Consider the following 26578-nt stretch of genomic DNA (forward strand, 5'->3'; position numbering starts at 1 on the left):
GTAATCCGGTGTCCGGAGGCTCACACATCTATGGCGGACAAGAAAGGTTCTAACAGCGAAAAGCTGTTGTATTGCTCGTTTTGCGGCAAGAGCCAGCATGAGGTCAAAAAACTGATTGCTGGCCCGTCGGTATTCATCTGCGATGAATGTATCGATCTGTGCAACGAAATCATTCGTGACGAGGCTGCAGGTGCGGGCATCGAGGCCGGCTTGTCCAAGTCCGATCTGCCGACCCCGCAGGAAATCCGCGAAATTCTCGACCAGTACGTGATCGGTCAGGAGCGCGCGAAAAAGATCCTCGCGGTCGCGGTCTACAACCACTACAAGCGCCTCAAGCATCTCGACAAGAAGGATGAAATCGAGCTGTCCAAGAGCAACATCCTGCTGATCGGCCCGACCGGCTCCGGCAAGACGCTGCTTGCGCAGACGCTCGCTCGCCTTCTGAACGTGCCGTTCGTCATTGCCGACGCGACCACGCTGACGGAAGCCGGCTATGTCGGCGAAGACGTCGAGAACATCATTCAGAAGCTGCTGCAGAATTGTAATTACGAGGTGGACAAGGCCCAGCGCGGCATTGTCTACATCGACGAAATCGACAAGATCAGTCGCAAATCCGACAACCCGTCCATTACACGCGACGTGTCGGGCGAGGGTGTGCAGCAGGCTCTGCTGAAGCTGGTCGAAGGCACGATGGCGTCGGTGCCGCCGCAAGGTGGCCGTAAGCATCCGAACCAGGACTTCATCCAGGTCGATACAACCAACATCCTGTTCATCTGCGGCGGTGCGTTCGACGGCCTCGAGAAGGTCATCGTCGATCGCACCGAGAAGACCGGCATCGGTTTCGGCGCGAGCGTGAAGAGCAAGCAGGACCGCGACGCCGGCGAAGTGCTGCGCGAAGTCGAGCCGGAAGATCTGATCAAATTCGGCCTGATTCCGGAACTGATCGGCCGTCTGCCGGTGGTCGCCACGCTCGGCAAGCTCGACGAAGCGGCGCTGATGAAGATTCTCGTTGAACCGAAGAATGCGCTGGTCAAGCAGTATCACAAGCTGTTCAGCATGGAGCGCGTCGAGCTCGAAATCCGTCCGGCCGCGTTGCAGGCCGTGGCGCGCAAGGCGATCCGCCGCAAGACGGGCGCGCGGGGCCTGCGTTCGATTCTGGAACAGGCGTTGCTCGAGGTGATGTACGACCTTCCGCAAATGAAAGGTGTCAGCAAGGTCATCATCGACGACAACGTTATCGACGGCGACGGCAAACCCCTGCTGATCTACGAAGACGCGCCGAAGGTCGCGGGTTCGAACTGATCGGCTTTCGAGTTGTGCAAAAAGGCCGTTCATGGCGACGTGAACGGCTTTTTCGTTTATCGTGTGGTCAGGCTGGTTGTTCTCAACTATGGAGTCACTAAACCTTCGGAGTCACTGAACTTTTCCCACACGCGGAGGCTTGCAATATTTTCTGCTGGCCTCACCTATCGAACGAACTGATTCCACTCATGGGGAAATGAAATGTCAGGAACCCAACTCCTCCCGCCGGAACGCATTACGCTGCCGCTGCTCCCGCTGCGCGACGTAGTCGTTTTCCCGCACATGGTGATTCCGCTCTTCGTAGGCCGCCCGAAGTCGATCAAGGCTCTCGAAGCAGCAATGGAAGGCGGCAAGCACATCATGCTCGTCGCCCAGAAGACGGCTGCGAAAGATGAGCCGACCGAAAAGGACATGTACGAAGTAGGGTGTATCGCCAACATCCTGCAGATGCTGAAGCTGCCCGACGGTACCGTGAAGGTGCTCGTCGAAGGCTTGCAGCGCGCGAAGACGCTTTCCATCGAAGAACAGGAAACGCAGTTCTCGTGCGAAGTCATGCCGCTCGAACCTGACCACGCCGACAGCGCTGAAACCGAAGCGCTGCGTCGCGCGATCGTGTCGCAGTTCGACCAGTATGTGAAGCTGAACAAGAAGATCCCGCCGGAGATCCTGACCTCGCTGTCGGGTATCGACGAGGCAGGGCGTCTCGCCGACACGATCGCGGCGCATTTGCCGCTCAAGCTCGACCAGAAGCAACACATCCTCGAGATGTTCCCGGTGATCGAGCGGCTCGAGCATCTGCTCGCGCAACTCGAAGCCGAGATCGACATCCTGCAGGTCGAAAAGCGTATCCGTGGGCGCGTGAAGCGTCAGATGGAGAAGAGTCAGCGCGAGTACTACCTGAACGAACAGGTCAAGGCGATCCAGAAGGAACTCGGCGAAGGCGAAGAAGGCGCGGATCTCGAAGAACTTGAGAAGCGCATCACGTCCGCCCGCATGCCGAAGGAAGCGAAGAAGAAGGCCGACGCCGAGCTGAAGAAGCTCAAGCTGATGTCGCCGATGTCGGCGGAAGCGACGGTCGTGCGCAACTACATCGACACGCTGATCGGCTTGCCGTGGCGCAAGAAGAGCAAGGTCAACAACGACCTGTCGAATGCGGAGCGCGTGCTCGACGAAGACCACTTCGGTCTCGAGAAGGTGAAGGAACGTATTCTCGAGTATCTCGCGGTCCAGCAACGTGTCGACAAGGTCAAGGCGCCGATCCTGTGCCTCGTGGGGCCTCCGGGCGTTGGTAAGACTTCGCTCGGTCAGTCGATCGCGCGCGCGACGAACCGCAAGTTCGTGCGCATGGCATTGGGCGGCGTGCGTGACGAAGCCGAAATTCGTGGCCACCGTCGCACGTACATCGGTTCGATGCCGGGCAAGATTCTGCAAAGCCTGACCAAGGTCGGCGTGCGCAATCCGCTCTTCCTGCTCGACGAAGTTGACAAGATGGGTCAGGATTTCCGCGGCGATCCGTCGTCGGCCCTGCTGGAAGTGCTCGATCCGGAACAGAACCACACGTTCGCCGACCACTACGTCGAAGTCGACTTCGATCTGTCGGACGTGATGTTCGTGGCGACGTCGAACTCGCTGAACATTCCGCCGCCGCTGCTCGACCGGATGGAAGTGATTCGTCTGTCCGGTTATACGGAAGACGAGAAGGTCAGCATCGCGCAGCGTTATCTGTTGCCGAAGCAGAAGAAGAACAACGGCCTCAAGGATGGCGAAGTCGATGTGACGGAAACTGCGATCCGCGACATCATTCGTTACTACACGCGCGAAGCGGGCGTCCGCTCGCTCGAGCGTGAAATTTCGAAGATTTGCCGCAAGGTCGTGAAGATGCTTCTGCTGAAGAAGGCGGAAGGCGCGGTGAAGGTCGACGGCAGCAACCTCGACACGTTCCTCGGCGTGCGCAAGTACGACTTCGGTCTGGCCGCGAAGGAAAATCAGGTGGGCCAGGTCACGGGTCTCGCGTGGACTGAAGTGGGCGGCGATCTGCTGACCATCGAAGCCGCGGTGATGCCGGGCAAGGGCAATGTGATCCGCACGGGTTCGCTCGGCGACGTGATGAAGGAATCCGTCGAAGCGGCGCGCTCGGTCGTGCGTTCGCGTTCGCGTCGTCTTGGCATCAAGGACGAAGCGTTCGAGAAGCAGGACATTCACATCCACGTGCCGGAAGGCGCGACGCCGAAAGATGGTCCTTCGGCTGGTATCGCGATGACGACCGCGCTGGTGTCGGTGTTGACCGGTATTCCGGTGCGCGCCGATGTCGCGATGACGGGCGAAATCACGCTGCGTGGCGAAGTTCTGCCAATCGGCGGCCTGAAGGAAAAGCTGCTGGCGGCGCATCGCGGTGGCATCAAGCTGGTGCTGATTCCGGAAGAAAACGTCAAGGACTTGACGGAGATTCCGGACAACGTGAAGAACGCGATCGAAATCGTGCCGGTCCGCTGGATCGACAAGGTGCTCGAACTTGCGCTCGAACGTGTACCGCAGGCGTTACCGGAAGAAGAACCGAAGCCCTCGGCGCCGGTTGGGGCTGAGCCGGGCAAGGATGCCGCGACGGACGTCGTCAAGCACTAAGATTCAATGCGCATCAGAATGCGCTGGACGCCAAAGCATTCGCAGCGGTGTCGTTCGCTGAAGCAGAAAACCCGCGGTCAAGAGCCGCGGGTTTTTTTTGCCCGCGCGGCTTCGTCGCCAGGCTGCATTGCCAGTCTTTCCGCTGCAACATACTGCAACATACTGTGACAAAAGCGCCCCTCTAAAATACGCCGATCAGGCTCAACCCCGGTTGACACAGGGGTTTCGGCCGTTTCTAATGAGGCGGCCTGGCGTTCGCGCCGGCCGCGTGGCGGGAGGTGCTGGAAAGCACTGTCACGATTGCCAATAAACATTCACGGGGGTTTGAATGAACAAGACGGAATTGATCGATCACATCGCACAGCAAGCCGACATTTCGAAGGCCGCGGCGGGCCGTGCGCTCGATGCAGTCATCGCCGGCGTCAAAAACACGTTGAAGAAGGGCGGATCTGTGACGTTGGTCGGCTTTGGCACGTTCGCGGTCGGCAAGCGCACCGCGCGCACCGGACGCAATCCGCGCACGGGCGCCGCGATCAAAATCAAGGCAGCAAAGGTTCCTAAATTTAGGCCTGGCAAAGCTCTGAAGGATGCGCTAAACTAATGAGCTTGCTGCTTGAGGAATTGCTTAACCCGACTGCATGAACGATTCGCGGGGAGGGCGGCGGCAAGGCAGAAAACACATCAAGCACTGAATCACGAAACGGGTGCTTAGCTCAGTTGGTAGAGCGGCGCCCTTACAAGGCGTAGGTCGGGAGTTCGAGCCTCTCAGCACCCACCAGTTTCAGATTCGGCTGCAGTGTTTCCAGTCGCAAAAGTGCAGTATAAGGAGTGGTAGTTCAGTCGGTTAGAATACCGGCCTGTCACGCCGGGGGTCGCGGGTTCGAGTCCCGTCCACTCCGCCAGTATCCACGAAAGGCGAACTCCGGTTCGCCTTTTTTGTTGCCCGCTGTTGTAAGATCGGGCGTTCTGTTTTTGGCACCCCTCACGCATGCTCGATTTTTTCCGCAATCACCAGCGTCTGATGATGTTCATGCTCATCCTCGTCATTTTGCCGGGGTTGGGTTTCGTGGGTATTCAGGGCTTCCGCGGCTTCTTTGACGAAAGTGCAAACGTCGCGAGTGTCAACGGTCACAAGATCACCCGTGCCGAATACGACGACGCGATGCGCCAGCAGATCGACCGCGGGCGTCAGATGCTCGGCGCGAAGTTCGACATGAAGTCGTTCGACACGCCGGAGCGCCGTCGCCAGATGCTCGACGGCATGATCGAACAGCGTGTGCTTGCCGACGAAACGCAGCGTCTGCATCTGAGCGCATCGGACGAAGCGGTGCGCCGCACGCTGCTGTCCGATCCGGTGATCTCGTCGCTGAAGAATCCCGACGGGTCGATCGACCTCGACCGTTACAAGCAACTGCTCGCGATGCAGGGCATGACGCCCGATCAGTACGACGAGCGCGTGCGCTACAACCTCGCTATGCAACAACTGCCCGCGAGCATCGAGGCGAGCGCGTTCACGTCGAAGACGCTCGCGCAGCACTTGACCGAGCTCGCGCAGCAGCAGCGGGAAGTGCAGGGCATCGCGTTCCATCCGCACGATTACGCGGCGAAGATCCAGCCGACCGATGCGCAACTGCAAGCGTACTATGACGCGCATCGCAACGACTTCGCGACGCCCGCTACGGCGACGATCCAATACCTGATGATGTCGCCGGCCACGCTGAGCGCATCGGTACAGCCGAGCGACGCGGACCTGAAGAAGTACTACGACGACAACATCGCCCACTTCCGCACCGAAGGCGAAGTGCGCGCAAGCCATATCCTGATCGCGGCACCGAAGGACGCGAGCGCGGCCGACAAGGCAAAAGCGAAGCAGAAGGCTGAGGAGTTGCTCGCGCAGCTCAAGGCGCATCCGGACCAGTTCGCGCAGATCGCGCAGCAGAACTCGCAGGATCCGGGTTCGGCATCGAAGGGCGGCGATCTCGGTTACTTCGGCCGCGGCATGATCGCGGGCGGCCAGGCGTTCGACGACGCGGTGTTCGCGCTGAAGAAGGACGAAATCAGCGGCATCGTCCAGACCGACTTCGGTTTCCACATCATCAAGGTCACCGATGTAAAGCCGGCGGTCACGAAGTCGTTCGACGAAGTGAAGGACCAGATCGCGAGGGAGCTGAAGACGCAACTGGCGAGCAAGGCGTTCACCGACAGCTCAGAAGGTTTCACGTCGCTCGTCTATGAAAAGGCCAAGAGCCTGCAGCCGGCCGCTGACAAATTCAAGCTGCAGATCCAGACCGCGACGGTCACGCCGCAGCCGGATCCGAAGCTGCCGCCCGACAGCCCGCTGAACAACCCGAAGTTCCTCGCAGCCGTGTTCGCGAACGACTCGGTATCGGCGCACAACAATACGCAGGCCATCGACGTCGGCAATAACACGCTGATCGCCGCGCGCGTGACCGACTACAAGCCCGCTGCCGTGCCCGCATTCGACGCGGTGAAGGACGCGGTGCGTCAGAAGGTGATCGCCGTGCAGGCGAACGAAGCAGCGCACAAGGACGGCGTCGCGAAGCTGGCCGAGTTCGAGAAGTCGAAAGCGACCGCCGGTTTCTCGTCGGCGCTGAAGGTGTCGCGCAATGACGCGCAGGGCGTGCCGCCTGCCGCACTGAGCGCAATCTACAAGGTCGATGCGCAAAAGTTGCCGGCCTACGTCGGTGTCGATCTCGGCGACGACGGCTATGCGATCTATCGCGTGAACCAGATCGTGCAGCCCGCGGCCACCGACGCGCAACATCTCGCTGTCGCGCAGCAGCAGATCGCTCAGGTGGACGCGCAGTCGCAGGCCGAAGCCTATCTGAAAGCGCTGCGCGAGCGCTCGAAGGTGAAGTTCTACGGTACGCTCGACAGCGCCGCCCAGCCGGCCGATCAGTAAGCCGCAGTAAGCATTGCCTGCTCGTGCAAAAGAAAGCCCCGCATTTGCGGGGCTTTTTTATCTACAGCCAGGTGGCAGCTTTACAGACAGCCGCTGATCGCGCCGGTGGCGTTGCCACCGCCAGCGCCGCCGGCGCGAAAGCCGACCCACGTGCCCTTGCCGCTATAGGAAGGACGGACCACCGCGGCCGCGCCGTTGGGCGGCTGCTGGCCCGGGACGTAGACGTCCATGGCCTGATCGTTGGCGAGCGTGTTTTGCGAGACCACCTGTTGTTGCGAACTATCCGCCCATTTCTGCGCGATGCAGGTTGCGACGGCGCGAGGCGGCTGCTGGCTTTGACCCACCGACTGAACGCCGGCCGGCGGTTGAGCCGCGCAGGCCGAGATGGCAACGGTCAAAGCGATTAACGGTAAATATTTCAACGTTATCTCCTCAGAAGTCGCTCAAGAATGAGCCGGGTGGCAGGGATTGCCCATCTGTCGAACGGCTCGGCGATCCGTGTTCCCCAGGTTCCGGAAACAAGTCGTTAGCAGGTCTTTCAGTGCGGCGAACTTGTGCGAAGAAGTGGCTTGACAGCGGGCCACACGTTGTTGAGTAGCAGCGGCTGTGCCTGCTGCGTCGGGTGGAGCTGATCGGCCTGGAACATGTCCGGTTTATCCGCGATGCCGGCGAGAAGAAAGGGCACGAGCGGCACATGGAACTCCTTCGACAGCTGGCCGTAGAGGCCGTGGAACTTTTGCGTATAGTCGGGGCCGTAATTGGGCGGCACGTACATGCCGACGAGCACGACCTTCGCGTGGCCTTGCTGCGCCTGTTCGATGATCGTGCGCAGGTTGTCCTCGGTCGTCGAGAGCGGCACGCCGCGCAACGCGTCGTTGGCGCCGAGCTCGACGATCACGATGCTCGGCTTGAGCCGTTCCATCAGCGCGGGCAGACGCGCGCGTCCGCCGCTTGTCGTGTCGCCGCTGATGCTCGCATTGGCGACGCTATAATCGATGCGCTCTTCGGCCAGACGCTGACGCATCAACGCGACCCAGCCCGTATCGCGGGGCAGCCCGTACTCAGCGGAGATGCTGTCGCCGAGCACGACGATCACCGGCTTCGCGGGTTCGGGCGTATTCGCCGCGTGAGCCCGCAACGGTAACGAAACCAGAGCGGCGGCCATCATGGTCGCGCCGAATGCCGCAGACAGCGCCGCGGCGCGAGGGGCGATGGCGCGCACTTTCAACCTACGCTTCACCATGCCAAACAGAACTGATCCAGTCATTGAAGTGCGGGGTTTGTGCAAGAGGGTTAAGGATGCTGCGGGCGAACTGACGATTCTCGATGACATCGATCTTGCCATCGATGCCGGCAGCAGCGTCGCGATCGTCGGTGCATCCGGGTCGGGCAAGTCTACGCTGCTCGGCTTGCTCGCGGGATTGGACAGTGCTAGCGCGGGCTCGGTTCGGCTGCTCGGGCGCGAACTCGGCGAGCTCGACGAAGACGGCCGCGCCGCGTTGCGCAGCGGCGCGGTCGGCTTCGTGTTCCAGTCGTTTCAGTTGATGCCGCATCTGACCGCGCTCGAAAACGTCACGTTGCCGCTCGAACTGCAAGGGGGCATCGGCACACGCGAGGCCGCCGCGCGTGCGCGTGAACTGCTCGAACAGGTTGGGCTCGGGCAGCGTACCGGTCATTATCCGAAGCTGCTGTCGGGCGGGGAGCAGCAGCGCGTCGCGCTCGCGCGCGCGTTCGTCACGCGCCCGGCGATCCTGTTCGCCGACGAACCCACCGGCAGTCTCGACGCGGCCACCGGCCACGCGGTAATCGATCTGATGTTCGAGATGAATCGCGCGCACGGCGCGACGCTTGTGCTCGTGACACACGACATCGAACTCGCGCGGCGTTGCGATACGACGGTGACGATCGAAGCGGGGCGGCTCGCTTGATGGTCTGGCGGATCGCGGGCTTGCGCTCGCGTACCTCGAGCATGTCGTCGTCGAAGCAAAAACAAAGCGGGCCGTAGCCCGCATTGTTCTGTTTATGGCGCGTTATCGCCCGCTATCGTGCGCTCCAGACTTCCATTCAGCGCTCCAACGCAGCCCGGGCCCGGGCGATCAGCGCCGACGTCGACGAGTCATGCTTCTTCACGTCGGCACTCGCCGCGCCCAGATCGGCCTCGACCACCTTGCCGAGGATCTTGCCGAGTTCGACGCCCCACTGATCAAACGGGTTGATGTTCCACACCGACGCTTGCACCAGCACCTTGTGCTCATAAAGCGCGATCAGCGCGCCGAGCGTGCGCGCGGTCAACGCGTCGAGCAGCAGCGTCGCGGTGGGGCGGTTGCCCGGGAACGTCAGGTGCGGTGCGAGTTCCGGCTTGTCGGGGCCTGCCACTTTCTTCGCTTCTTCAAGCGTGCGACCCAGCATCAACGCTTCGCTCTGCGCGAAGCAGTTCGCGAGCAGCTTCGGATGATGGCTGGCGAGCGGATGCTCGGGCGTCAGCACCGCGATGAAATCGATCGGCACGATCGTCGGGCCCTGGTGCAGCATCTGGAAAAACGCGTGCTGACCGTTCGTGCCCGGCTCGCCCCACGTGACTGCGGAAGTCGCATAGTCGACGAACGCGCCGTCGAGACGCGCGGACTTGCCATTGCTCTCCATTTCGAGCTGCTGCAGATACGACGGCAGGAAATGCAGCGCCTGCGAATACGGCGCGACCAGATAGCTCTGCGAGCCGAAGAAGTTTCGATACCAGATGCCGATCATGCCGAGCAGCACCGGCAGGTTCCTGTCGAGCGGCGCGGTGCGGAAGTGCTGGTCCATCTCGTTGGCGCCGGCGAGCAGCTCGTCGAACTGTCGCGGACCTACCGCGATGATGATCGACAGACCGACGGCCGACCACAGCGAGTAACGTCCGCCGACCCAGTCCCACATCGAGAACACGTTCTCTTGCGCGATGCCGAACTTGACGACTTCGGCGGTATTGGCCGACACACCGACGAAGTGCTTCGCCAGCGCGCTTTCCGGGCAGCCTTTCTGGATGAAAAAGTCGCGCAGCGAGCGCGCGTTGGTCATCGTCTCCAGCGTCGTGAAAGTCTTCGACACGATGATCGCGAGCGTCTCTTCGGGATCGATCTGCTGCATCACGTCGTACAGATCGGCGCCGTCCACGTTCGACACGAAGTGCGTCGAGATCTCGGGCGTCGCGAGATGATGCAACGCGTGCACGACCATCTTCGGCCCTAGATCCGAGCCGCCGATGCCGATGTTCACGACATGACGGATCCGCTTGCCGGTATAGCCGGTCCATGCGCCGCTGCGGACCTGCTCGGCGAACGCGGCCATTTTCTTGCGCTCGGCCTGCACTTCGGCGAAGAACGGCGCCTTCGGGTCGGTTGCGCGCAATGCCGTGTGCAGCGCGGGGCGGCCTTCGGTCGGGTTGACGACCTCGCCCGCGAACATCGCGTCGCGGCGCTTTTCGACGCCGGCTTCGCGGGCGAGTTGCACGAGCAGTTGCAGGGTTTCGTCGGTGATGCGGTGCTTCGAGAAATCGGCTGAGAGACCGCCGCCCGCGAACGTGAAGCGTTCGGCGCGCGTGGGAGCGGGATCGTTCTCGGGGGCGAACCAGTCGCGCAGATGCGCATCGCGAATCGTGTCGTAATGCGTCTGCAGCGAGGACCAGGAGGGGAGCGAGTTCTGGGTCATAGCGTCCGTCTAACCAAGGGGCACGAAGGAAGGCGCGCGCATGAAGCGCGGCCGAGAATGATGCTGCGATGCAGTCAGAGCGATGCCACGCGGCCCGGATCGGGACAGGTGCCGACGATACTTCGCGAAGCGGGTGAACTTCGCGAAAACGCGAGGCGGCGCCCGCGCCCGCTGGAGTATCGCCGCGACCCGCGATCGACCCGACGAGCGGCGCAGGCAATCAGTATAGCGGGGATGCGCGACGGGCAGCAGCGCGTTGCGCGCGCTCGCAATGATTGGGATCGCGATGTTTCATCGGTGTGAACGAGCGCCGCGAACGCGATTCGTATTCCGAGCAATCGCGCGCGTCAAGCAAGCGGCGCCGAATAGAACAGCCGGTTCAACAAGGTCCGCACCATCGGTGCCAGCTCGCCGGCCGTCAGCCCGGCGGGGCCGTGGCCCTGCGCGGTCAGCGCATCGGCGGCGAGGCCGTGCAGATAGACGCCCGCGAGCGCCGCCTCGAAGCGTGGCAGATGCTGCGCGAGCAGCGCGCCGATGATGCCGCCGAGCACGTCGCCGGTGCCGCCCGTCGCGAGCGCGGCGTTGCCGGTCGGGTTCAGCGCGAGGCGGCCGTCGGGCGCGGCGATGATCGTGCCGACGCCCTTCAGCACGACGACGCTCGCAAAACGCGCCGCGAGCGCGCGCGCGGCCGCGAGACGGTCGCGTTGCACGCTCGCCGCATCGCTGCCAAGCAGGCGCGCCGCTTCGAGCGGATGCGGAGTGAAAATGCACGGATCGCCTTGCACGCCGCGCGCGGTGACTTCCGCGGCGAGCGCGGGATCCTTGGCGACCAGGTTCAGCGCGTCGGCATCGAACAGCTTGGGCACGTCGAGTTGCAGCACGTCGTGCAGTACCCGCGTCGCGCGTTCGCCGTGCCCCATGCCGCAGCCGATCGCGAGTGCGTCCATCGAATCGAGCGGCAGCGTGTCGATCGGATGCAGCATCAGTTCGGGGTGCGGAGGATCGTAGGGCGGGGCGCCTTCGCCGAGCAGCGCGACGTGGACCTTGCCCGCGCCGGTGTAGAGCGCCGCGCGCGCCGCGAGGATCGGCGCGCCGCACATGCCGGTGTCGCCGCCGACCACCGCGAGGCTGCCGAAGGTGCCCTTGTTGGTCGCGAAGTTGCGTGGGGGCATGAAGGGGCCGAAGAGATCGGGGGCGCTGAGCTGGATCGCCGCACGCGAGGCGCTGGTGGCTGCGTCCTGGCTGCCCCCGCCGTTGATCCCTGCCACGAGCCCGATCGGTGCGACCGTCACTCGCCCGGCGAGATCGCGGCCTTGCGCGGTGAAAAGCCCCGGTTTCGCGCCGATGAACGTGATCGTGTGCGTCGCATGGACCGCCGCCGCGCCGTTGCCGCCGATCACCGTGCCGGTGTCGCTGTCGAGCCCGCTGGGAACATCGAGCGCGAGCACGGCGCCTTGTGTCGGGCGCGCCTTCGTGCGCTGCGACAGCTGCCGCGCGAGCGTCGCGAAGACGCCGTCGAGCGGCCGCGCGAGACCGATGCCGAACATACCGTCGACGAGCCAGCCATAGCCGTCGAGCGAGGCGGGCGGCGACGCGTCGATCGGCACGCCGGCGGCGCGCGCGGTGTCGAGCGCCCAGCGCGCGTCGGCGGGCTTCACTTCGACCGGCATACAGACTTCGACGGCGATGCCGGCCTTGTGCAGTTCCGTCGCGACGACCAGCGCGTCGCCGCCGTTGTTGCCGGGGCCGGCGACCAGCCACGCGCGCTGCTGCGACTTCGTCACCGACGTTTCCGCGACGATCCGTTCGAGCAGCCAGCGCGCGGCCGCGTGACCGGCGCGCGCCATCAGCGTGTGCTCGGGCAGGGCCGCGGCGGCCTGGGATTCGGCGATCCGCAAGTCGGTCAGCGTCAACAGCGGCAGCGCACGCGGCTGCGAGTCGGTCAGCGGATCGAAAAGGGCGAGCGGCGAGTTTTCTGCGTCTGTCATGGCGAAACCTGGCGGTGCGCCCGCGGCGCGGCGGGCAGACTTTGGAATCGCTATGTTAGTGCCGATAGGCGCACGGCGTGCGGCTGTTTCGGGGCGTGCGGCGGAAGCGGCGCGATGAACGCGGGGTATCGACAGCGGGCTGTCAGCCCGCCATACCCGCCTGGAACAGCACGAAACCTTACTGGAACCGCTCCGGCCTCAATGCAGCGAGCGTGTCTTGCGGCAACGTCGGCGTCTGTCCCGACATCAGCTGTGCGACGAGCTTGCCCGCGCCGCAGGCGAGGCCCCAGCCGGCCGGGCCATGCCCGACGTTGATGAACAGCCGCGGATGCAGCGCGTTGCCGATCACCGGCAAGCCATCGGGCGACAGCAGTTTCACGCCTTCCCACGGCAGCGCCGCCGAAATGCGCGCGGCGCCCGGAATCCAGTCGTGCGTCGCCTGGCCGAGCAACGCGAGTGCCTCCTTGGTCAGCGCTTCGCCGAGCGGCTTGTCGATCTGGCTCGCGCTTTGCAGTACCGCGCCGCCCGCGATCCGCAGCCGATGGTTCATGCGGCTGATGCCGATGCGCTTGACCGCATCGACGATCGCGACGTGCGGCGCGCATTCCTCGTGCGCGATCGGCGCGACCAGCGAATGCAGCCGCAGCGGATGCAGCGGCAGCCTGAGCCCCGCGCGTTCGAGCAGCGCCAGGCTGCCGTAACCGGCGGCGACCACGACCGCGTCGGCCTGGACCACGTCGATCTCGCGCGAGCGGGGCGCGCCGTCGCGCGGCGCCAGTTCGACCGCCGCGCGCTGACTTTCGAGACGAATGCCGGTCACCTCGCAGTTCGGCATGAACTGCACGCCGCCTTGGGTATCGAGCACCTGTTTGACGAGCTTGGTCAAAAGCGGACAGTTCGCGGTGCGTTCGTGCTCGAACAGCACGCCGCCGGCGAATTCAGGATCTGTGGGGACTGCATGCTCGAACGCCGCGCATTCGGCCGGGCTCAGCACGTGATGCGGCACCTCGAACCGGTGCAGCAGATCGAGCGCGGCTGCGTTCAGCTCCCATTCGTGCGCGCTGCGCACGAGGTACAGCAGACCGCTCGCCTGTTCGAATTCGAGGCCGAAGCGGGCTTCGACGTCGGCCATCGCATCGCGCGAGGATTCGATCAGCGGCCGCAGCAGCGCGTACTGGCGCGCAAACGCCTCGGGTTCCTGCCATGCTCCGAGCTGCTTGATGAACTGCCGCGCGGCGCCGTTGAAGCCGGTCTTGCTGATCACGCCATTTTTCGCGTTGTAGCGGCTCGCCATGAAGGTCGGGCCGAACCAGACGTCGAGCGGCGTCGGCAGCACGTTGCCGCCTTGTCCGTAGGTGGCGCCTTGCGCGACGGTCGCGTGACGCTCGACGACGCATACCCGGTGGCCGGCCGCGCGCAGGTGATAAGCGGTGGCGACGCCCGCTACCCCGCCGCCAATGACGATGACATCCATGCTCTGATTCGATGTGTCGACGGGCGGCTCGCGCGCGTTCCCGTTGGCTGTGACATGCGGCGCGCCGCCGGGTGAAACCCGGGCCGCGTGCGCCGATCTGGTGAAACGCGAATGATAGCAGTCAAAACACCCGCGCGGCGACGCGACGGGCACCGCGGCGACGCCTCGCGCGGGCAGGCGCTGCCCGCCGCCGACGCACCCCGGAGCCCGCTGGAAGCCCGTTCCCGGGGTATAATCCCGGACTTCCTTTCCGCCTCACGTCGCCTGCATGCGCGGCTCCCCGGCATCAATGATGAGCGACGCAACGTCAAGTCCCATGGCCCACTTCTCGTGTTTCCCCGGCGCTTCGGCCCTCTCCGATTTCCGTCAAACCCGCCTGCTCGACACGCTCACGCGCATCGACCCGAATATCACCGGCGTGCGCGGGCAGTATCTGCACTTCGTCAATGCCCAGACCGAACTGTCCGCTGAAGACAGCGCGAAGATCGAGGCGCTGATGCACTACGGCGATCCGTTCGAAGAAGGCAACGAGCGTGGCGCGGTCGAGACCTTCCTCGTCGTGCCGCGCTTTGGCACCGTGTCGCCGTGGGCCAGCAAGGCAACCGACATCGCGCATCTGTGCGGGCTCACGCGGGTGCGCCGCATCGAGCGCGGCGTCGAGTACTCGGTGACGCTGAAAAGCGGCCTGCTCGGCGGCAAGAAGACGCTGTCGGACGAAGCGCGCGCGGCCGTCGCCGCCGCGCTGCACGACCGCATGACCGAGAGCGTCGCGCCGTCGCGCGACCATGCGTTGCATCTGTTCGACGAATTGCCGGCCAAGCCGCTGCAAACCGTCGACGTGCTCGCGAGCGGCCGCGCCGCGCTCGAAATCGCCAACGCGGAACTGGGCCTTGCGCTCGCCGACGACGAAATCGACTACCTGGTGGACGCATTCACGAAGCTTGGCCGCAATCCGACCGACGTCGAGCTGATGATGTTCGCGCAGGCCAACAGCGAGCACTGCCGCCACAAGATCTTCAACGCGGACTGGACGATCGACGGCGAGAAGCAGGACATGTCGCTGTTCAACATGATCCGCAACACCGAGAAGCTGAACCCGCAGGGCACGATCGTCGCGTATTCGGACAACTCGGCGATCATGGTCGGCGGCATGGCCGAGCGCTGGTTCCCGCGCACGCCGGCCGACCTCGGCGCGAGCGAGTTGCCCGAGCACTATGGCCGCAGCGTCGAGCTCACGCACACGCTGATGAAGGTCGAAACGCACAACCACCCGACCGCGATCTCGCCGTTCCCGGGCGCCGCGACCGGCGCAGGTGGCGAAATCCGCGACGAAGGCGCGACCGGACGCGGCGCGCGTCCGAAGGCGGGCCTCGCGGGCTTCACGGTATCGAACCTCGAACTGCCGGACGGCGTCGAGGCGTGGGAAAACGCCCGCGACACCGCTCAGCCGCTCGCGCAGCGCAATCCGGCCGACCAGCACGAAGCGTACGGCCGCCCGGACCGCATCGCCTCGCCGTTGCAGATCATGATCGACGGCCCGCTCGGCGCCGCCGCGTTCAACAACGAATTCGGCCGGCCGAACCTCGGCGGCTACTTCCGCACCTACGAGCAGAACGTCGCGGGTCTCGTGCGCGGCTATCACAAGCCGATCATGATCGCGGGCGGCATCGGCAATATCTCCGACCAGCACACGCACAAGCACGAGCTGCCGGAAGGCTCGCTGCTGATCCAGATCGGCGGCCCGGGCATGCGCATCGGCATGGGCGGCGGCGCCGCGAGCTCGATGGCGACCGGCACCAACACCGCCGAGCTCGACTTCGACTCGGTGCAGCGCGGCAACCCGGAAATCGAGCGACGCGCGCAGGAAGTAATCAACGCGTGCTGGCAGCTCGGCGACAAGAACCCGATCCTCAGTATTCACGACGTCGGCGCGGGCGGTCTGTCGAACGCGTTCCCCGAAGTGGTGGACGGTGCGGGCAAGGGCGCACTGTTCGAACTGCGCAAGATCCAACTCGAAGAGAGCGGTCTGTCGCCGCGCGAAATCTGGTCGAACGAAGCGCAGGAGCGCTACGTGCTGGCGATCGCGCCGGCCGATCTGCCGGTGTTCGAGGCGATGTGCAAGCGCGAGCGCTGCCCGTTCGCGGTGATCGGCACGGCCACCGCCGAGCGTCAGCTGAAGCTGATCGACGCCGAACAGCAGGAAGGCGCGCACCAGCCAGTCGACATGCCGATGGAAGTGCTGCTCGGCAAGGCGCCGCGTATGCACCGCGACGTGAAGCGTGCCGAGCGCAGGCTCGAACCGGTCGACGTGACCGGCCTCGCGCTGCAAGACGTCGCGCAGAGCGTGCTGCGTCATCCGACGGTCGCGAGCAAGTCGTTTCTGATCACGATCGGCGACCGCTCGGTCGGCGGCACGACCGCGCGCGATCAGATGGTCGGTCCGTGGCAGGTGCCGGTGGCCGACGTCGCGATCACGACGATGGACTACGCAGGCTTCAGCGGCGAAGCGATGACGATGTCCGAGCGCACGCCGCTCGCCGTCATCAACGCACCGGCCTCTGGCCGTATGGCGGTCGGCGAGGCGATCACCAACATCGCGGCGGCGCCGATTGCGTCGCTCGACAAACTCAAGCTGTCGGCCAACTGGATGGCCGCGTGCGGCGCGCCTGGCGAAGACGCCGCGCTCTACGACACGGTCAAGGCGATCGGCATGGAACTGTGCCCGGCGCTCGGTATCGGCATTCCGGTCGGCAAGGATTCGCTGTCGATGCGCACACGCTGGGAAGAGAGCGGCGTCGCGAAGGAAGTGGTCGCGCCGGTGTCGCTGATCATCTCCGCGTTCGCGCCGGTTGAAGACGTCCGCCGCCATCTGACGCCGCAACTGCAGCGCGTGAGCGAAGTCGGCGAGTCGGTGCTGATCGCGATCGATCTCGGCCGCGGCAAGCAGCGTCTGGGCGGCAGCATTCTCGCGCAGGTCACGCAGCAGGTCGGCGACACGGTGCCGGACGTCGACGATCCGGAAGATCTGAAGCGCTTCTTCAACGCGATCCAGGCGCTCAATAGCGACGGCAAGCTGCTCGCGTACCACGACCGCTCGGACGGCGGGCTGTGGGCGACGGTTTGCGAAATGGCGTTCGCGGGTCACGCGGGCGTGTCGCTGAACGTCGACATGCTCTTGCTCGACGCGCACCACGAATCCGATTACGGCGACGCGAAGGACTGGGCGAAGCAGACCAGCGGCCGCCGCGAAGACCGCACGCTGCGCGCACTCTTCAACGAAGAGCTCGGCGCCGTCGTGCAAGTGCGCGCGGCCGACCGCGACGTTGTGCTCGCCGCGCTGCGCGAACACGGTCTGTCGGCGTGCTCGCACGTGATCGGCAAGACCAGCGAGCGCGACGTGATCGAGATCTATCGCGACGCGAAGAAGGTTTACGAAGCGCCGCGCGCCGAACTGCATCGCACGTGGAGCGAAGTGAGCTGGCGCATCGCGCGTCTGCGCGACAACCCGGCCTGCGCCGACGCCGAATACGACGCGCTGCTCGACGCGGCCGACCCGGGCATCACGCCGGTGCTGAGCTTCGATCCGGCCGACGATGTCGCCGCGCCCTTCGTCCCCCAAGGGGACTTCCTTCGGGGCGTTGGCAAGGGCGCGCGTCCGCGCGTCGCGATCCTGCGCGAGCAGGGCGTGAACTCGCATCTGGAGACGGCCTATGCATTCGATCGCGCCGGCTTCGACGCGCACGACGTGCACATGAGCGACCTGCTCGCGGGCCGCGCGAACCTCGCCGATTTCGCGGGTGCGGTCGCGTGCGGCGGCTTCTCGTACGGCGATACGCTGGGCGCCGGCGAAGGCTGGGCGAAGACGATCCGCTTCAACGCGCAACTGGCCGACATGTTCGTCGCGTTCTTCAGTCGTGGCGACACGTTCGCGCTCGGCATCTGCAACGGCTGCCAGATGATGAGCAGCCTCGCGTCGATGATCCCCGGCGCCGAAGCATGGCCGAAGTTCACGCGCAACAAGTCGGAGAAGTTCGAGGCGCGCTTCTCGCTCGTCGAGGTGCAGGCATCGCCGTCGCTCTTTTTCGCCGGCATGGAAGGCTCGCGCATTCCGGTCGCGGTCGCGCACGGCGAAGGCTTTGCGGACTTCTCGCAGCAGGGCGACAAGTCGAAGGTCGCGGTCGCGATGCGCTATGTCGATCACCGTGGTCAGGCGACCGAGCAATATCCGTTCAACCCGAACGGTTCGCCCGAGGGCATCACATCGGTCACGACGGCCGACGGCCGCTTCACGGTGCTGATGCCGCACATGGAGCGCGTGCATCGCGCGGTGCAGATGAGCTGGCATCCGCAGGGCTGGGGCGAGATCGGCACGGACGCGAGCCCGTGGCTGCGCGCGTTCCAGAACGCGCGTCGCTGGCTCGGTTGATGAGTCGAGGGGGCTGCCGCCCGCGTGCGGCGGCTCCTGTTTGCGGCAGCCACGCACGCCGCCGCTGCGAATCTTGCAGCAACAAAAAAGCCGCCCACGGGCGGCTTTGTCGCATTCAGGCTTCAGAGCCAGGCGGACTATCCGAAGACAATCTGCCCGCCGACCCTTACTGAATCTTCGCGTTCTTGCGCAGATTCTCTTCGAACGCCTGCAGCTTTTCCTGCTGGATCTGCTGCACGATCTGCGCGCGCACCTGCTCGAGCGGCGGCGGCGTGACGGCGCGGATGTCGTCGACACGGATGATGTGCCAGCCGAATTGCGTATGCACCGGCGTGTCGGTCATCTGGCCTTTCTGCAGATGCGTGGCCGCGTCCGCGAATTCAGGCACGTAGGCCTTCGGGTCCGACCAGTCGAGATCGCCGCCGTTCTTGCCCGATCCCGGGTCCTTCGAGTACTGCTTGGCCAGGTTCTCGAAGCTCGCGCCGGCCTTGATCTTCGCGATCAGGTCCTTCGCCTGTTGCTCGTTGTCGACGAGGATATGGTGCAGGTGATATTCCTTGCCGCCCGCATCCTTGACGAGCGCGTTGTAGCGCGCGGTGACTTCGGCGTCGGTCGGCTGGTTGGTCTTCACGAAGTCTTCGATCAACGCGCGCAGCACCACGGTTTGCTGCGCGACTGCGATTTGCGCCTTGATGTCCGGACGGTTCGGCAGCCCGCGACGCAGCGCTTCCTGCATCAGGATTTCGCGATTCACGAGCTCTTCGCGCACGGCCTGCTGCAGCTGCGGCGTGTCCTGCTGTCCCTGGTGAACCAGTTGCTGGATCAATGCATCGGCGCGCGACTTCGGAATCGGCGTACCGTTCACCACGGCGATGTTCTGTGCGAATGCAGGTGCGGCCGCGAACGCAGCCAGCAATACCCAGAGGCGGGTTTTCTTCAAGGTCATCGAAAGGTTCCTAGCGGGGCAACAAAGCAAATTCTTCGGGCGTATACGCCGTGATTGCAAGGGCATGAATGCCGCGCTGCATGGCATCGGCCAGCGCATCATACACCATGCGATGCCGCGCCACGCGGGGCTTCCCGGCAAACGCGACGGCCACGATCGTGACACTGAAATGACCGCCGGCCGAGGCGCCGGCATGGCCGGCGTGCTGCGCGCTGTCGTCGGTGATGCGGATCGACTCGACGGGCGCGAGCGCGGCCGTGAGGCGTGCCTCGATCAGCGCGGCGCGCTCGGCGGTGGTGGCATGCATGAACAGGTCGCTCATGTCATTCCTCCTTCATGTACTTCGACAGCCACAGGCTCTGTCCGACGATGAACACGAGCAGGCAGCCGGTCGCGCCGAACAGCTTGAAATTGACCCACTGATCGGTCGTGTAGTGATACGCAACGAACAGGTTCAAGAGGCCGAGCAGCACGAAAAACACCGCCCAGATCAGGTTCAGCTTGCCCCAGATCGCGTGCGGCAGCGCGATCTGCTTGCCCATCATCGCTTCGATCAGGTTCTTGTTGAAGCCGAGCTGCGACACGATCAGCGCGACGGAAAACGCCCAATACAGCACGGTCGGCTTCCATTTGATAAAGGTGTCGTTGTGCAGCACGAGCGTCGCGCCGCCGAATACCACGACGACGCCGAGACTCACCCACAGCATCGGGTCGACCTTGCGGTGGCGGAACGCCACCCACGCGATCTGCACCAGCGTGGCGACGATCGCCACTGCCGTCGCCGTGAAAATGCCCCAGATCTTGAAGGCCACGAAGAACAGGATGATCGGGAACAGATCGAACAGGAATTTCATTATCTGATCGGGAAGTCGGAGAGTGAGTCGAACGTTGAAGCGCGCCCGGATGGCGTGCAAGGTGCGCGGTGGCCGCTGGCGAGCGGGACTGGCGCATGAGAAGGGCGCCGCGCGCGATTCGCGCCGCAGCGCCCGAAGCGGGCAGGCCCGCTGCCGCGCCGCGTTACTTGGGCTCGAATTGTAACGCAGCCGAATTGATGCAGTAACGCAGACCGGTCGGCGCCGGTCCGTCCTCGAACACGTGGCCCAGATGCGCGCCGCAATTCTTGCACTGCACCTCGATGCGCAGCATGCCGTGTGAGCGGTCGGTCTTCTCGGCGATCACCTCGCCGTTGATGGGGCGGAAATAGCTCGGCCAGCCGCAGCCGGCGTCGAACTTGGTGTCCGATTCGAACAGCGGCGTGCCGCAGCACACGCAGTCGTAGACGCCGCGTTCCCAGTGATCGTTGTAGCGGCCCGTGAACGGGCGCTCGGTGGCCGCATGGCGCGTCACCTGGTATTCCATGTCGGTCAGCTGCTTGCGCCACTCGGCGTCGTTTTTCTGTACGGCTGGGGCGTCATGCTTGAGATCGTCGGGGTTGCTCATGGTCGGGTTCCTGTCTCGGGTTTGTCTCGCGGGTTTGTCCTGGTTCGTACCGGTGTTTTCTGGAGGCACGGCCGTGGCGATTCAACTGCGCCGGCGCGTCATGACGAACAGCTCACTTCCAGTGAGTTCGCCCAGTCGGGCGGCAGGCCCGCATACGACGCGTATTCGGGCTGCTCGTCGAACGGGTGACGCAACACGGCCGCGAGCCGTTCCACCTCGGAGAAATCCTTCTCCTTCGCGCGTTGGATCGCCGTTTCCGCCAGATGGTTGCGAAGTACGAATTTGGGGTTGACGCGATTCATTGCAATGGCGCGCGCAACGTCGTCGCGTGACTCTTCGGCGAGCCGCGCGCGATAGTCGTTCGCCCATGCGTCGAAGGCGACGCGATCGAGGAACAGGTCACGCACCGACGTATCGCCGCTCGCATCGTGTTTCGACAGGCGCGCGAGATTGCGGAACGTCAGCGTGAAATCGGCGCGGTTCGCGTGCATCACTTCGAACAGCCGGTTGACCAGCGCGTCGTCGCCGTCGCGCGCCTGTTCGAGGCCGAGCTTCGCGCGCATGCGGTTTTCGAGCGCCGGCGCGAAACGGTCCTTGAAGCCGGCGAGCACATGCTGCGCATCTTCGACCGCCTTGTCGGCGCGCACGCTTTCGTCGTGCTTCTCGCCGAACAACGGCAGCAGTCCCTGCGCGAGGCAGAACAGGTTCCAGTACGCGATTTGCGGCTGCAGCCGGTAGGCGTAGCGGCCCTGCGTATCGGAGTGATTGCAGATGTGGCCGGCATCGAAGCCATCCATGAAACCGAACGGGCCGTAGTCGATCGTCAGGCCCAGGATCGACATGTTGTCGGTATTCATCACGCCGTGACAGAAACCGACCGCCTGCCAGTCGACCATCAGATCCGCGGTGGAGCGCACCGCCTCGGCGAGCAGCGCCAGATACGGATCGTCGGCCTCCTTGCAATGCGGATAGAAGCGCTCGACGACGTGATCGGCGAGTGCGCGCAACGCGTCGGCACGATCGTTCGCGTAGTAGTGCTCGAAGTGGCCGAAGCGCACGAAGCTCGGCGCGACGCGCGTGACCACCGCGGCGGTTTCGATCGTCTCGCGCCGCACCGGCTGGTCGGAGCCGATCACGCACAATGCGCGCGTGGTCGGAATGCCGAGATGATGCATCGCCTCCGAGCACAGATATTCGCGGATCGACGAGCGCAGCACCGCGCGGCCGTCGCCCATGCGCGAATAGGGCGTGCGGCCCGCGCCTTTGATCTGCAGTTCGTTGCGCTCGCCGTCGTGTTCAAGCTCGCCCAGACCGAGCGCGCGGCCGTCGCCGAGCTGGCCAGCCCACACGCCGAACTGATGCCCCGAGTACACCGACGCATAAGGCAGCGTGTCGGTTGGCCAGTCGCGCGTCGCGTTGCCGCAGAACAGCTCGATAAAGCCCGGATCGCGCTCGATGCCCTCGGGCATCCCGAGCCGCGCGGCGGTCTCGGCCGAGAAGCCGACGAGATAGGGTGCGTCGAGCGGCGCGGCGGGCAGGCGCGTGAGGAACGTGCCGCCGAGCCGCGCGAACGCGTTGGCTGGGGGAGTGGCGAGTGTGTTGGAAAGATCCGTCAAAGCTGCGGATAGCCTTGCAAAGCTTGGGGAAAACGACATGTTGAGCGCCTCTGGATTAGCCGATATTGTAAGTCCGCGCCCGCGGCGCTGCTGGGCGGCCGCCTTCATCGTTCGGACCATGCTGCTGCGCTCGACGCCGCCACGATCTTGCGCCAACCCATCGACCCACTAACAAGCCGAGGAGACCCCGCCTTATGACGACGCCGCTGCTGGGCCAGATGATGGACGTGCCGCTCACCGTGTCATCGTTGCTCGCGCATGCCGCGCGGCATTTCGGCAGCACCGGGATCGTGTCGCGGCGCATCGAAGGCGACCTGCATCGCTACACGTACCGCGATTGCGAGCGGCGCGCGAAGCAGCTCGCGCAGGCGCTCATCGCGCTCGGTGTCGAACCGGGCGAACGCGTCGCGACGCTCGCGTGGAACGGCTACCGGCATCTCGAAGCGTATTACGGCACCACCGGGTTCGGCGCCGTGTGTCACACGATCAACCCGCGGCTTTTCCCCGACCAGATCGCCTACATCGTCAATCATGCCGACGACGCGTACGTGCTGTTCGACACGACGTTCGCCGCGCTGGTCGACACGCTCGCGCCGCAGTGCCCGCGCGTGCGCGGCTGGATCGCACTGTGCGATGAAGCGCATCGGCCGCCGATGCAAACGTCGGTGCTGTGCTACGAAACGCTGATGGACGGGCAGGACGGCCGCTTCGACTGGCCCGCGCTCGACGAGCGCCAGGCGTCGTATCTCTGCTATACGTCGGGCACGACCGGCAATCCGAAAGGCGCCCTGTATAGCCATCGCTCGACGGTGCTGCACGCGTTCGGCGCGGCGTTGCCCGACGCAATGAACCTGTCGGCGCGCGACTCGGTGCTGCCCATCGTGCCGATGTTCCATGTCAACGCATGGGGCCTCGCGCATGCGGGGCCGCTGACCGGCGCGACGCTCGTGTTCCCCGGCAAGGATCTCGACGGCAAGTCGCTGTACGAACTGATGGAGAGCGAACGCGTCACGTGCTCGGCCGGCGTGCCGACCGTGTGGCTCGGTCTGCTGAACCACCTGCGCGAAACGGGCGCGAGGTTTTCGTCGCTCGAGCGCACGGTGATCGGCGGTTCCGCCTGTCCGCCCGCGATGCTGCGGATACTCGAGGACGACTACGGCGTGCAGGTGATCCATGCATGGGGCATGACGGAGATGTCGCCGCTCGGTACCTTGTCGAAGCTGACCTGGGAGCAGAGCCAGCGGCCGCTCGCCGATCAGCGCAAACTGCTCGAAAAGCAGGGTCATGCGATCTACGGCGTCGACATGAAGATCGTCGGCGAGGATGGCCGCGAGCTGCCTTGGGATGGCGTCGCGTTCGGCGATCTGCACGTGCGCGGGCCGTGGGTCATCGACCGGTATTTCCGCAAGGAAGACTCGCCGCTCATCGACGGCTGGTTCCCGACCGGCGACGTCGCGACGATCGACCCCGACAGCTTCCTGCACATCACCGATCGCTCGAAGGACGTGATCAAGTCGGGCGGCGAATGGATCAGCTCGATCGACGTCGAGAACGTCGCGCTCGCGCATCCGGCGGTCGCGGAAGCCGCGTGCATCGCGTGCGCGCATCCGAAGTGGACCGAGCGCCCGTTGCTCGTCGTCGTCAAACGCGCGGGGCAGGACGTCACCCGCGACGAACTGCTCGCGTTCTACGACGGCAAGGTCGCGAAGTGGTGGATCCCCGACGACGTCGTGTTCGTCGACGGACTACCGCACACGGCGACCGGCAAGCTGCAGAAGCTGAAGCTGCGCGATCTGTTCCGCGACCACGTGCTGCCGTCCGCGCTCGAAGATGGCCGCAGCTGTCCGCTGACCCCCGAGTCCCAGGGGAAACCCCACTCTGGAATAAATTGAACGTTCGTTCTTTTTTGGTGTATTGTGCCTGCTGACCCCGGAACCGTCGCTTGAAAAAGTCTGACCATAAGCAGGCTCGATGAACCGGACGGGCGGCGCATCATGCGCCGCCTCGATGCATGGATCGCACGGAGGCACGCAGATGGCAGTGGACTACACAACTCATGACGGCGTGGCCGTTCTCACGCTGAACAATCCGCCCGTCAATGGGCTCGGTCTGTCGACGCGGGCGGATATCGTCGAAGGGCTCGAGCGCGCGCAGAACGATCCGGCCATCAAGGCCATCGTGCTGACGGGCGCGGGCAAGGCCTTTTCGGGCGGCGCCGACATCACCGAATTCAATACGCCGAAGGCGACCCAGGAGCCGACGCTCGCGACCGTCATCAAGGCCGTCGAAGGCAGCGCGAAGCCGGTCGTCGCGGCGATCCACAGCGTCGCGATGGGCGGCGGCCTTGAACTTGCCCTCGGCGCGCATTACCGCGTCGCCGCGGCCGGCGCGCAGATCGCGCTGCCCGAAGTGAAGCTCGGCATCCTGCCGGGCGCGGGCGGCACGCAGCGTCTGCCGCGCGCCATCGGTCTGGAAGCGTCGCTGAACATGATCGTGTCGGGCGCGCCGGTGCTCTCGGAAAAGCTCGCCGAGTCGGGGCTGTTCGACGAAGTCGTCCCGAATCCCGCCGAACTGGCCGAAGCGGCGCTCGCGTTCGCGCGCAAGGTCGGCGCCGAGGCCGGCCCGCATCCGAAGGTGCGCGACCGCAAGATCGAGCATCCGAACGCGGCCGGTTTCATCCAGTTCGCGCGCAACAGCGTCGCGGCAATCGCGAAGAATTTCCCGGCGCCGCATAAATGCATCGACGCGGTCGAAGCCGGTGTGAATGACGGCTTCGACAAGGGCCTCGCATTCGAGCGCGAATGCTTCATCGCGCTCGTGCAGACGCCGGAGAGCCGCGCGCTGCGTCACGCGTTCTTCGGTGAGCGGGCGGCGAGCAAGATTCCCGACGTGCAGTCGGATACTTCGGTGCGCGACATCGATCGGGTGGCCGTGATCGGCGCCGGCACGATGGGCGGCGGCATTGCGATGAACTTCCTCAACGCGGGCATTCCGGTCACGCTGCTGGAAACGAAGCAGGAAGCGCTCGACCGCGGTCTCGCGACGATCCGCAAGAACTACGAGGCGACCGTCGGGAAAGGCAAGCTGAAGCCCGAGGTGATGGAACAGCGCCTCGCGCTGCTGAGCTCGACGCTCTCCTACGACGACCTGAAGCACGCCGACATCATCGTCGAAGCCGTGTTCGAAGAACTGGGCGTGAAGGAGCAGGTGTTCCGCCGGCTCGATGAAGTCGCGAAGCCCGGTGCGATCCTCGCGTCGAACACGTCGACGCTCGACGTCGACAAGATCGCCGCGTTCACGAAACGTCCGCAGGATGTGGTCGGCATGCACTTCTTCAGCCCGGCCAACGTGATGAAGCTGCTCGAAGTCGTTCGTGGCAAGGAGACCGCGAAGGACGTGCTCGCCACCGTGATGAAGCTCGCGAAGAAGATCAGGAAGACCGCGGTGGTGTCGGGCGTGTGCGACGGCTTTATCGGCAACCGGATGATCGAGCAATACCTTCGTCAGGCGCTCTTCCTGCTCGAAGAGGGCGCCTTGCCAGCGCAGGTAGACAAGGCCATCGAGAAGTTCGGCTTCGCGATGGGTCCGTTCCGCATGAGCGACCTCGCCGGCAACGACATCGGCTGGGCGATCCGCAAGCGCCGCTATCTCGAACACCCCGACATGCACTACTCGAAGATCGCCGACCGTTTGTGCGAGATGGGCCGCTTCGGCCAGAAGACCGGCGGCGGCTGGTACGACTACAAGGCGGGCGATCGCACCGCATACCCTTCGGGCGTGGTCAACGACATGATCGGCGAGTACTCGAAGGAAACCAACTCTGAGCGCCGCAAGATCAGCGACGAGGAAATCGTCGAGCGTCTGGTGTTCGCGCTCGTCAACGAAGGCGCGAAGATTCTCGAGGAAGGCATCGCGTCGAAGGCGTCGGATATCGACATGGTCTATCTGACCGGCTACGGCTTCCCCTTGCATCGCGGCGGCCCGATGCTGTACGCGGACACGGTGGGGCTCTACAACGTCGAGCGCGCGATTCGCCGCTATGCGACGCGGCCGAACGGCGACGCGTGGAAGCTCGCCCCGAGCATCGCGAAGCTCGCGGCCGAAGGTCGCGGGTTCAACGGCTGAGCGCGGCTGGCTTCAGCTCACGAATTGAG

18 protein-coding genes and 2 tRNA genes are annotated in these 26578 nt (G+C 64.6%); 10 read left to right on the forward strand and 10 right to left on the reverse strand.

The window, feature by feature from the left end; all coding sequences use genetic code 11:
* Positions 1–30: 30 nt before the first annotated feature.
* The 6 genes from clpX (at position 31) to HDG39_RS04265 (ending at position 6847) form a co-directional block, all read left to right on the forward strand.
* The gene (gene clpX / locus HDG39_RS04240; protein WP_018418079.1) at positions 31–1302 is read left to right on the forward strand and encodes an ATP-dependent Clp protease ATP-binding subunit ClpX; all 1272 of its coding nucleotides are present in this window, start codon (positions 31–33) and stop codon (positions 1300–1302) included.
* Between the two features lie 201 nt (positions 1303–1503).
* Positions 1504–3924: an endopeptidase La gene (gene lon, locus HDG39_RS04245; RefSeq protein ID WP_184003514.1), complete on the forward strand. Its 2421-nt coding sequence runs from the start codon at positions 1504–1506 to the stop codon at positions 3922–3924.
* 328 nt (positions 3925–4252) lie between these two features.
* Positions 4253–4525, forward strand: a complete 273-nt coding sequence (locus HDG39_RS04250; RefSeq protein WP_018418077.1) for an HU family DNA-binding protein — start codon at positions 4253–4255, stop codon at positions 4523–4525.
* Positions 4526–4626: 101 nt separating this feature from the next.
* Positions 4627–4702, forward strand: a tRNA-Val gene (locus HDG39_RS04255).
* Positions 4703–4749: 47 nt separating this feature from the next.
* Positions 4750–4826: transfer RNA gene (locus HDG39_RS04260), tRNA-Asp, on the forward strand.
* A gap of 86 nt (positions 4827–4912) precedes the next feature.
* Positions 4913–6847 carry a SurA N-terminal domain-containing protein gene (locus tag HDG39_RS04265; RefSeq protein WP_184003515.1) on the forward strand — a complete coding sequence of 645 codons (1935 nt, stop codon included), beginning with the start codon at positions 4913–4915 and terminating at the stop codon, positions 6845–6847.
* Positions 6848–6927: 80 nt separating this feature from the next.
* Here the strand turns inward: HDG39_RS04265 and HDG39_RS04270 are convergent, their stop codons facing one another.
* Together HDG39_RS04270 and HDG39_RS04275 are read right to left on the reverse strand one after the other, a co-directional pair.
* The gene (locus HDG39_RS04270) at positions 6928–7269 is read right to left on the reverse strand and encodes a hypothetical protein (protein WP_026225396.1); all 342 of its coding nucleotides are present in this window, start codon (positions 7267–7269) and stop codon (positions 6928–6930) included.
* 116 nt (positions 7270–7385) lie between these two features.
* Positions 7386–8090 (reverse strand): arylesterase, encoded by a 705-nt coding sequence (locus HDG39_RS04275; RefSeq protein ID WP_184003517.1) that lies wholly within the window; start codon positions 8088–8090, stop codon positions 7386–7388.
* Here HDG39_RS04275 and HDG39_RS04280 point away from each other — a divergent pair.
* On the forward strand, positions 8089–8775 hold the full coding sequence (locus tag HDG39_RS04280) for an ABC transporter ATP-binding protein (RefSeq protein WP_026225394.1): 687 nt from the start codon (positions 8089–8091) through the stop codon (positions 8773–8775). The two genes, HDG39_RS04275 and HDG39_RS04280, sit on opposite strands and share 2 nt — an antisense overlap.
* Positions 8776–8911: 136 nt before the next feature.
* Here the strand turns inward: HDG39_RS04280 and pgi are convergent, their stop codons facing one another.
* From pgi to HDG39_RS04295, 3 genes are all read right to left on the reverse strand, one after another.
* A complete protein-coding gene (gene pgi, locus HDG39_RS04285; RefSeq protein WP_184003519.1) occupies positions 8912–10534 on the reverse strand; it encodes a glucose-6-phosphate isomerase in 1623 nt (540 codons plus the stop codon).
* Positions 10535–10881: 347 nt separating this feature from the next.
* Positions 10882–12522, reverse strand: a complete 1641-nt coding sequence (locus tag HDG39_RS04290; RefSeq protein WP_184003521.1) for an NAD(P)H-hydrate dehydratase — start codon at positions 12520–12522, stop codon at positions 10882–10884.
* A 178-nt stretch (positions 12523–12700) separates the two neighbouring features.
* Positions 12701–13996 (reverse strand): FAD-dependent oxidoreductase, encoded by a 1296-nt coding sequence (locus HDG39_RS04295; protein WP_184003523.1) that lies wholly within the window; start codon positions 13994–13996, stop codon positions 12701–12703.
* Between the two features lie 316 nt (positions 13997–14312).
* Between HDG39_RS04295 and purL the strand changes: the two genes are divergently transcribed.
* Positions 14313–18422 (forward strand): phosphoribosylformylglycinamidine synthase, encoded by a 4110-nt coding sequence (gene purL, locus HDG39_RS04300; RefSeq protein WP_184003525.1) that lies wholly within the window; start codon positions 14313–14315, stop codon positions 18420–18422.
* Between the two features lie 166 nt (positions 18423–18588).
* Here purL and HDG39_RS04305 read toward each other — a convergent pair whose 3' ends face one another.
* The 5 genes from HDG39_RS04305 to HDG39_RS04325 all read right to left on the reverse strand — a co-directional run bounded on the left by HDG39_RS04305 (position 18589) and on the right by HDG39_RS04325 (position 22463).
* The gene (locus HDG39_RS04305; protein ID WP_184003527.1) at positions 18589–19368 is read right to left on the reverse strand and encodes a peptidylprolyl isomerase; all 780 of its coding nucleotides are present in this window, start codon (positions 19366–19368) and stop codon (positions 18589–18591) included.
* A gap of 10 nt (positions 19369–19378) precedes the next feature.
* Positions 19379–19690 carry a BolA family protein gene (locus HDG39_RS04310; RefSeq protein ID WP_018418067.1) on the reverse strand — a complete coding sequence of 104 codons (312 nt, stop codon included), beginning with the start codon at positions 19688–19690 and terminating at the stop codon, positions 19379–19381.
* A 1-nt stretch (position 19691) separates the two neighbouring features.
* Complete coding sequence (locus tag HDG39_RS04315; RefSeq protein ID WP_027197690.1) at positions 19692–20222, reverse strand: septation protein A; 531 nt, start codon at positions 20220–20222, stop codon at positions 19692–19694.
* A 163-nt stretch (positions 20223–20385) separates the two neighbouring features.
* Entirely contained in the window at positions 20386–20808 is a 423-nt protein-coding gene (msrB, locus tag HDG39_RS04320; protein WP_018418065.1) for a peptide-methionine (R)-S-oxide reductase MsrB, read from the reverse strand.
* A 98-nt stretch (positions 20809–20906) separates the two neighbouring features.
* Positions 20907–22463, reverse strand: a complete 1557-nt coding sequence (locus tag HDG39_RS04325) for a protein adenylyltransferase SelO (protein WP_184003529.1) — start codon at positions 22461–22463, stop codon at positions 20907–20909.
* Positions 22464–22618: 155 nt separating this feature from the next.
* Here HDG39_RS04325 and HDG39_RS04330 point away from each other — a divergent pair, with 155 nt between their 5' ends.
* Positions 22619–24316 (forward strand): 3-(methylthio)propionyl-CoA ligase, encoded by a 1698-nt coding sequence (locus tag HDG39_RS04330; protein ID WP_184003531.1) that lies wholly within the window; start codon positions 22619–22621, stop codon positions 24314–24316.
* Positions 24317–24458: 142 nt separating this feature from the next.
* The gene (locus HDG39_RS04335; protein WP_184003533.1) at positions 24459–26549 is read left to right on the forward strand and encodes a 3-hydroxyacyl-CoA dehydrogenase NAD-binding domain-containing protein; all 2091 of its coding nucleotides are present in this window, start codon (positions 24459–24461) and stop codon (positions 26547–26549) included.
* The last annotated feature ends 29 nt before the right edge of the window (positions 26550–26578 follow it).

The organism is Paraburkholderia lebeckiae, assembly GCF_014201005.1.
Classification (GTDB): Bacteria; Pseudomonadota; Gammaproteobacteria; order Burkholderiales; family Burkholderiaceae; genus Paraburkholderia; species Paraburkholderia tuberum.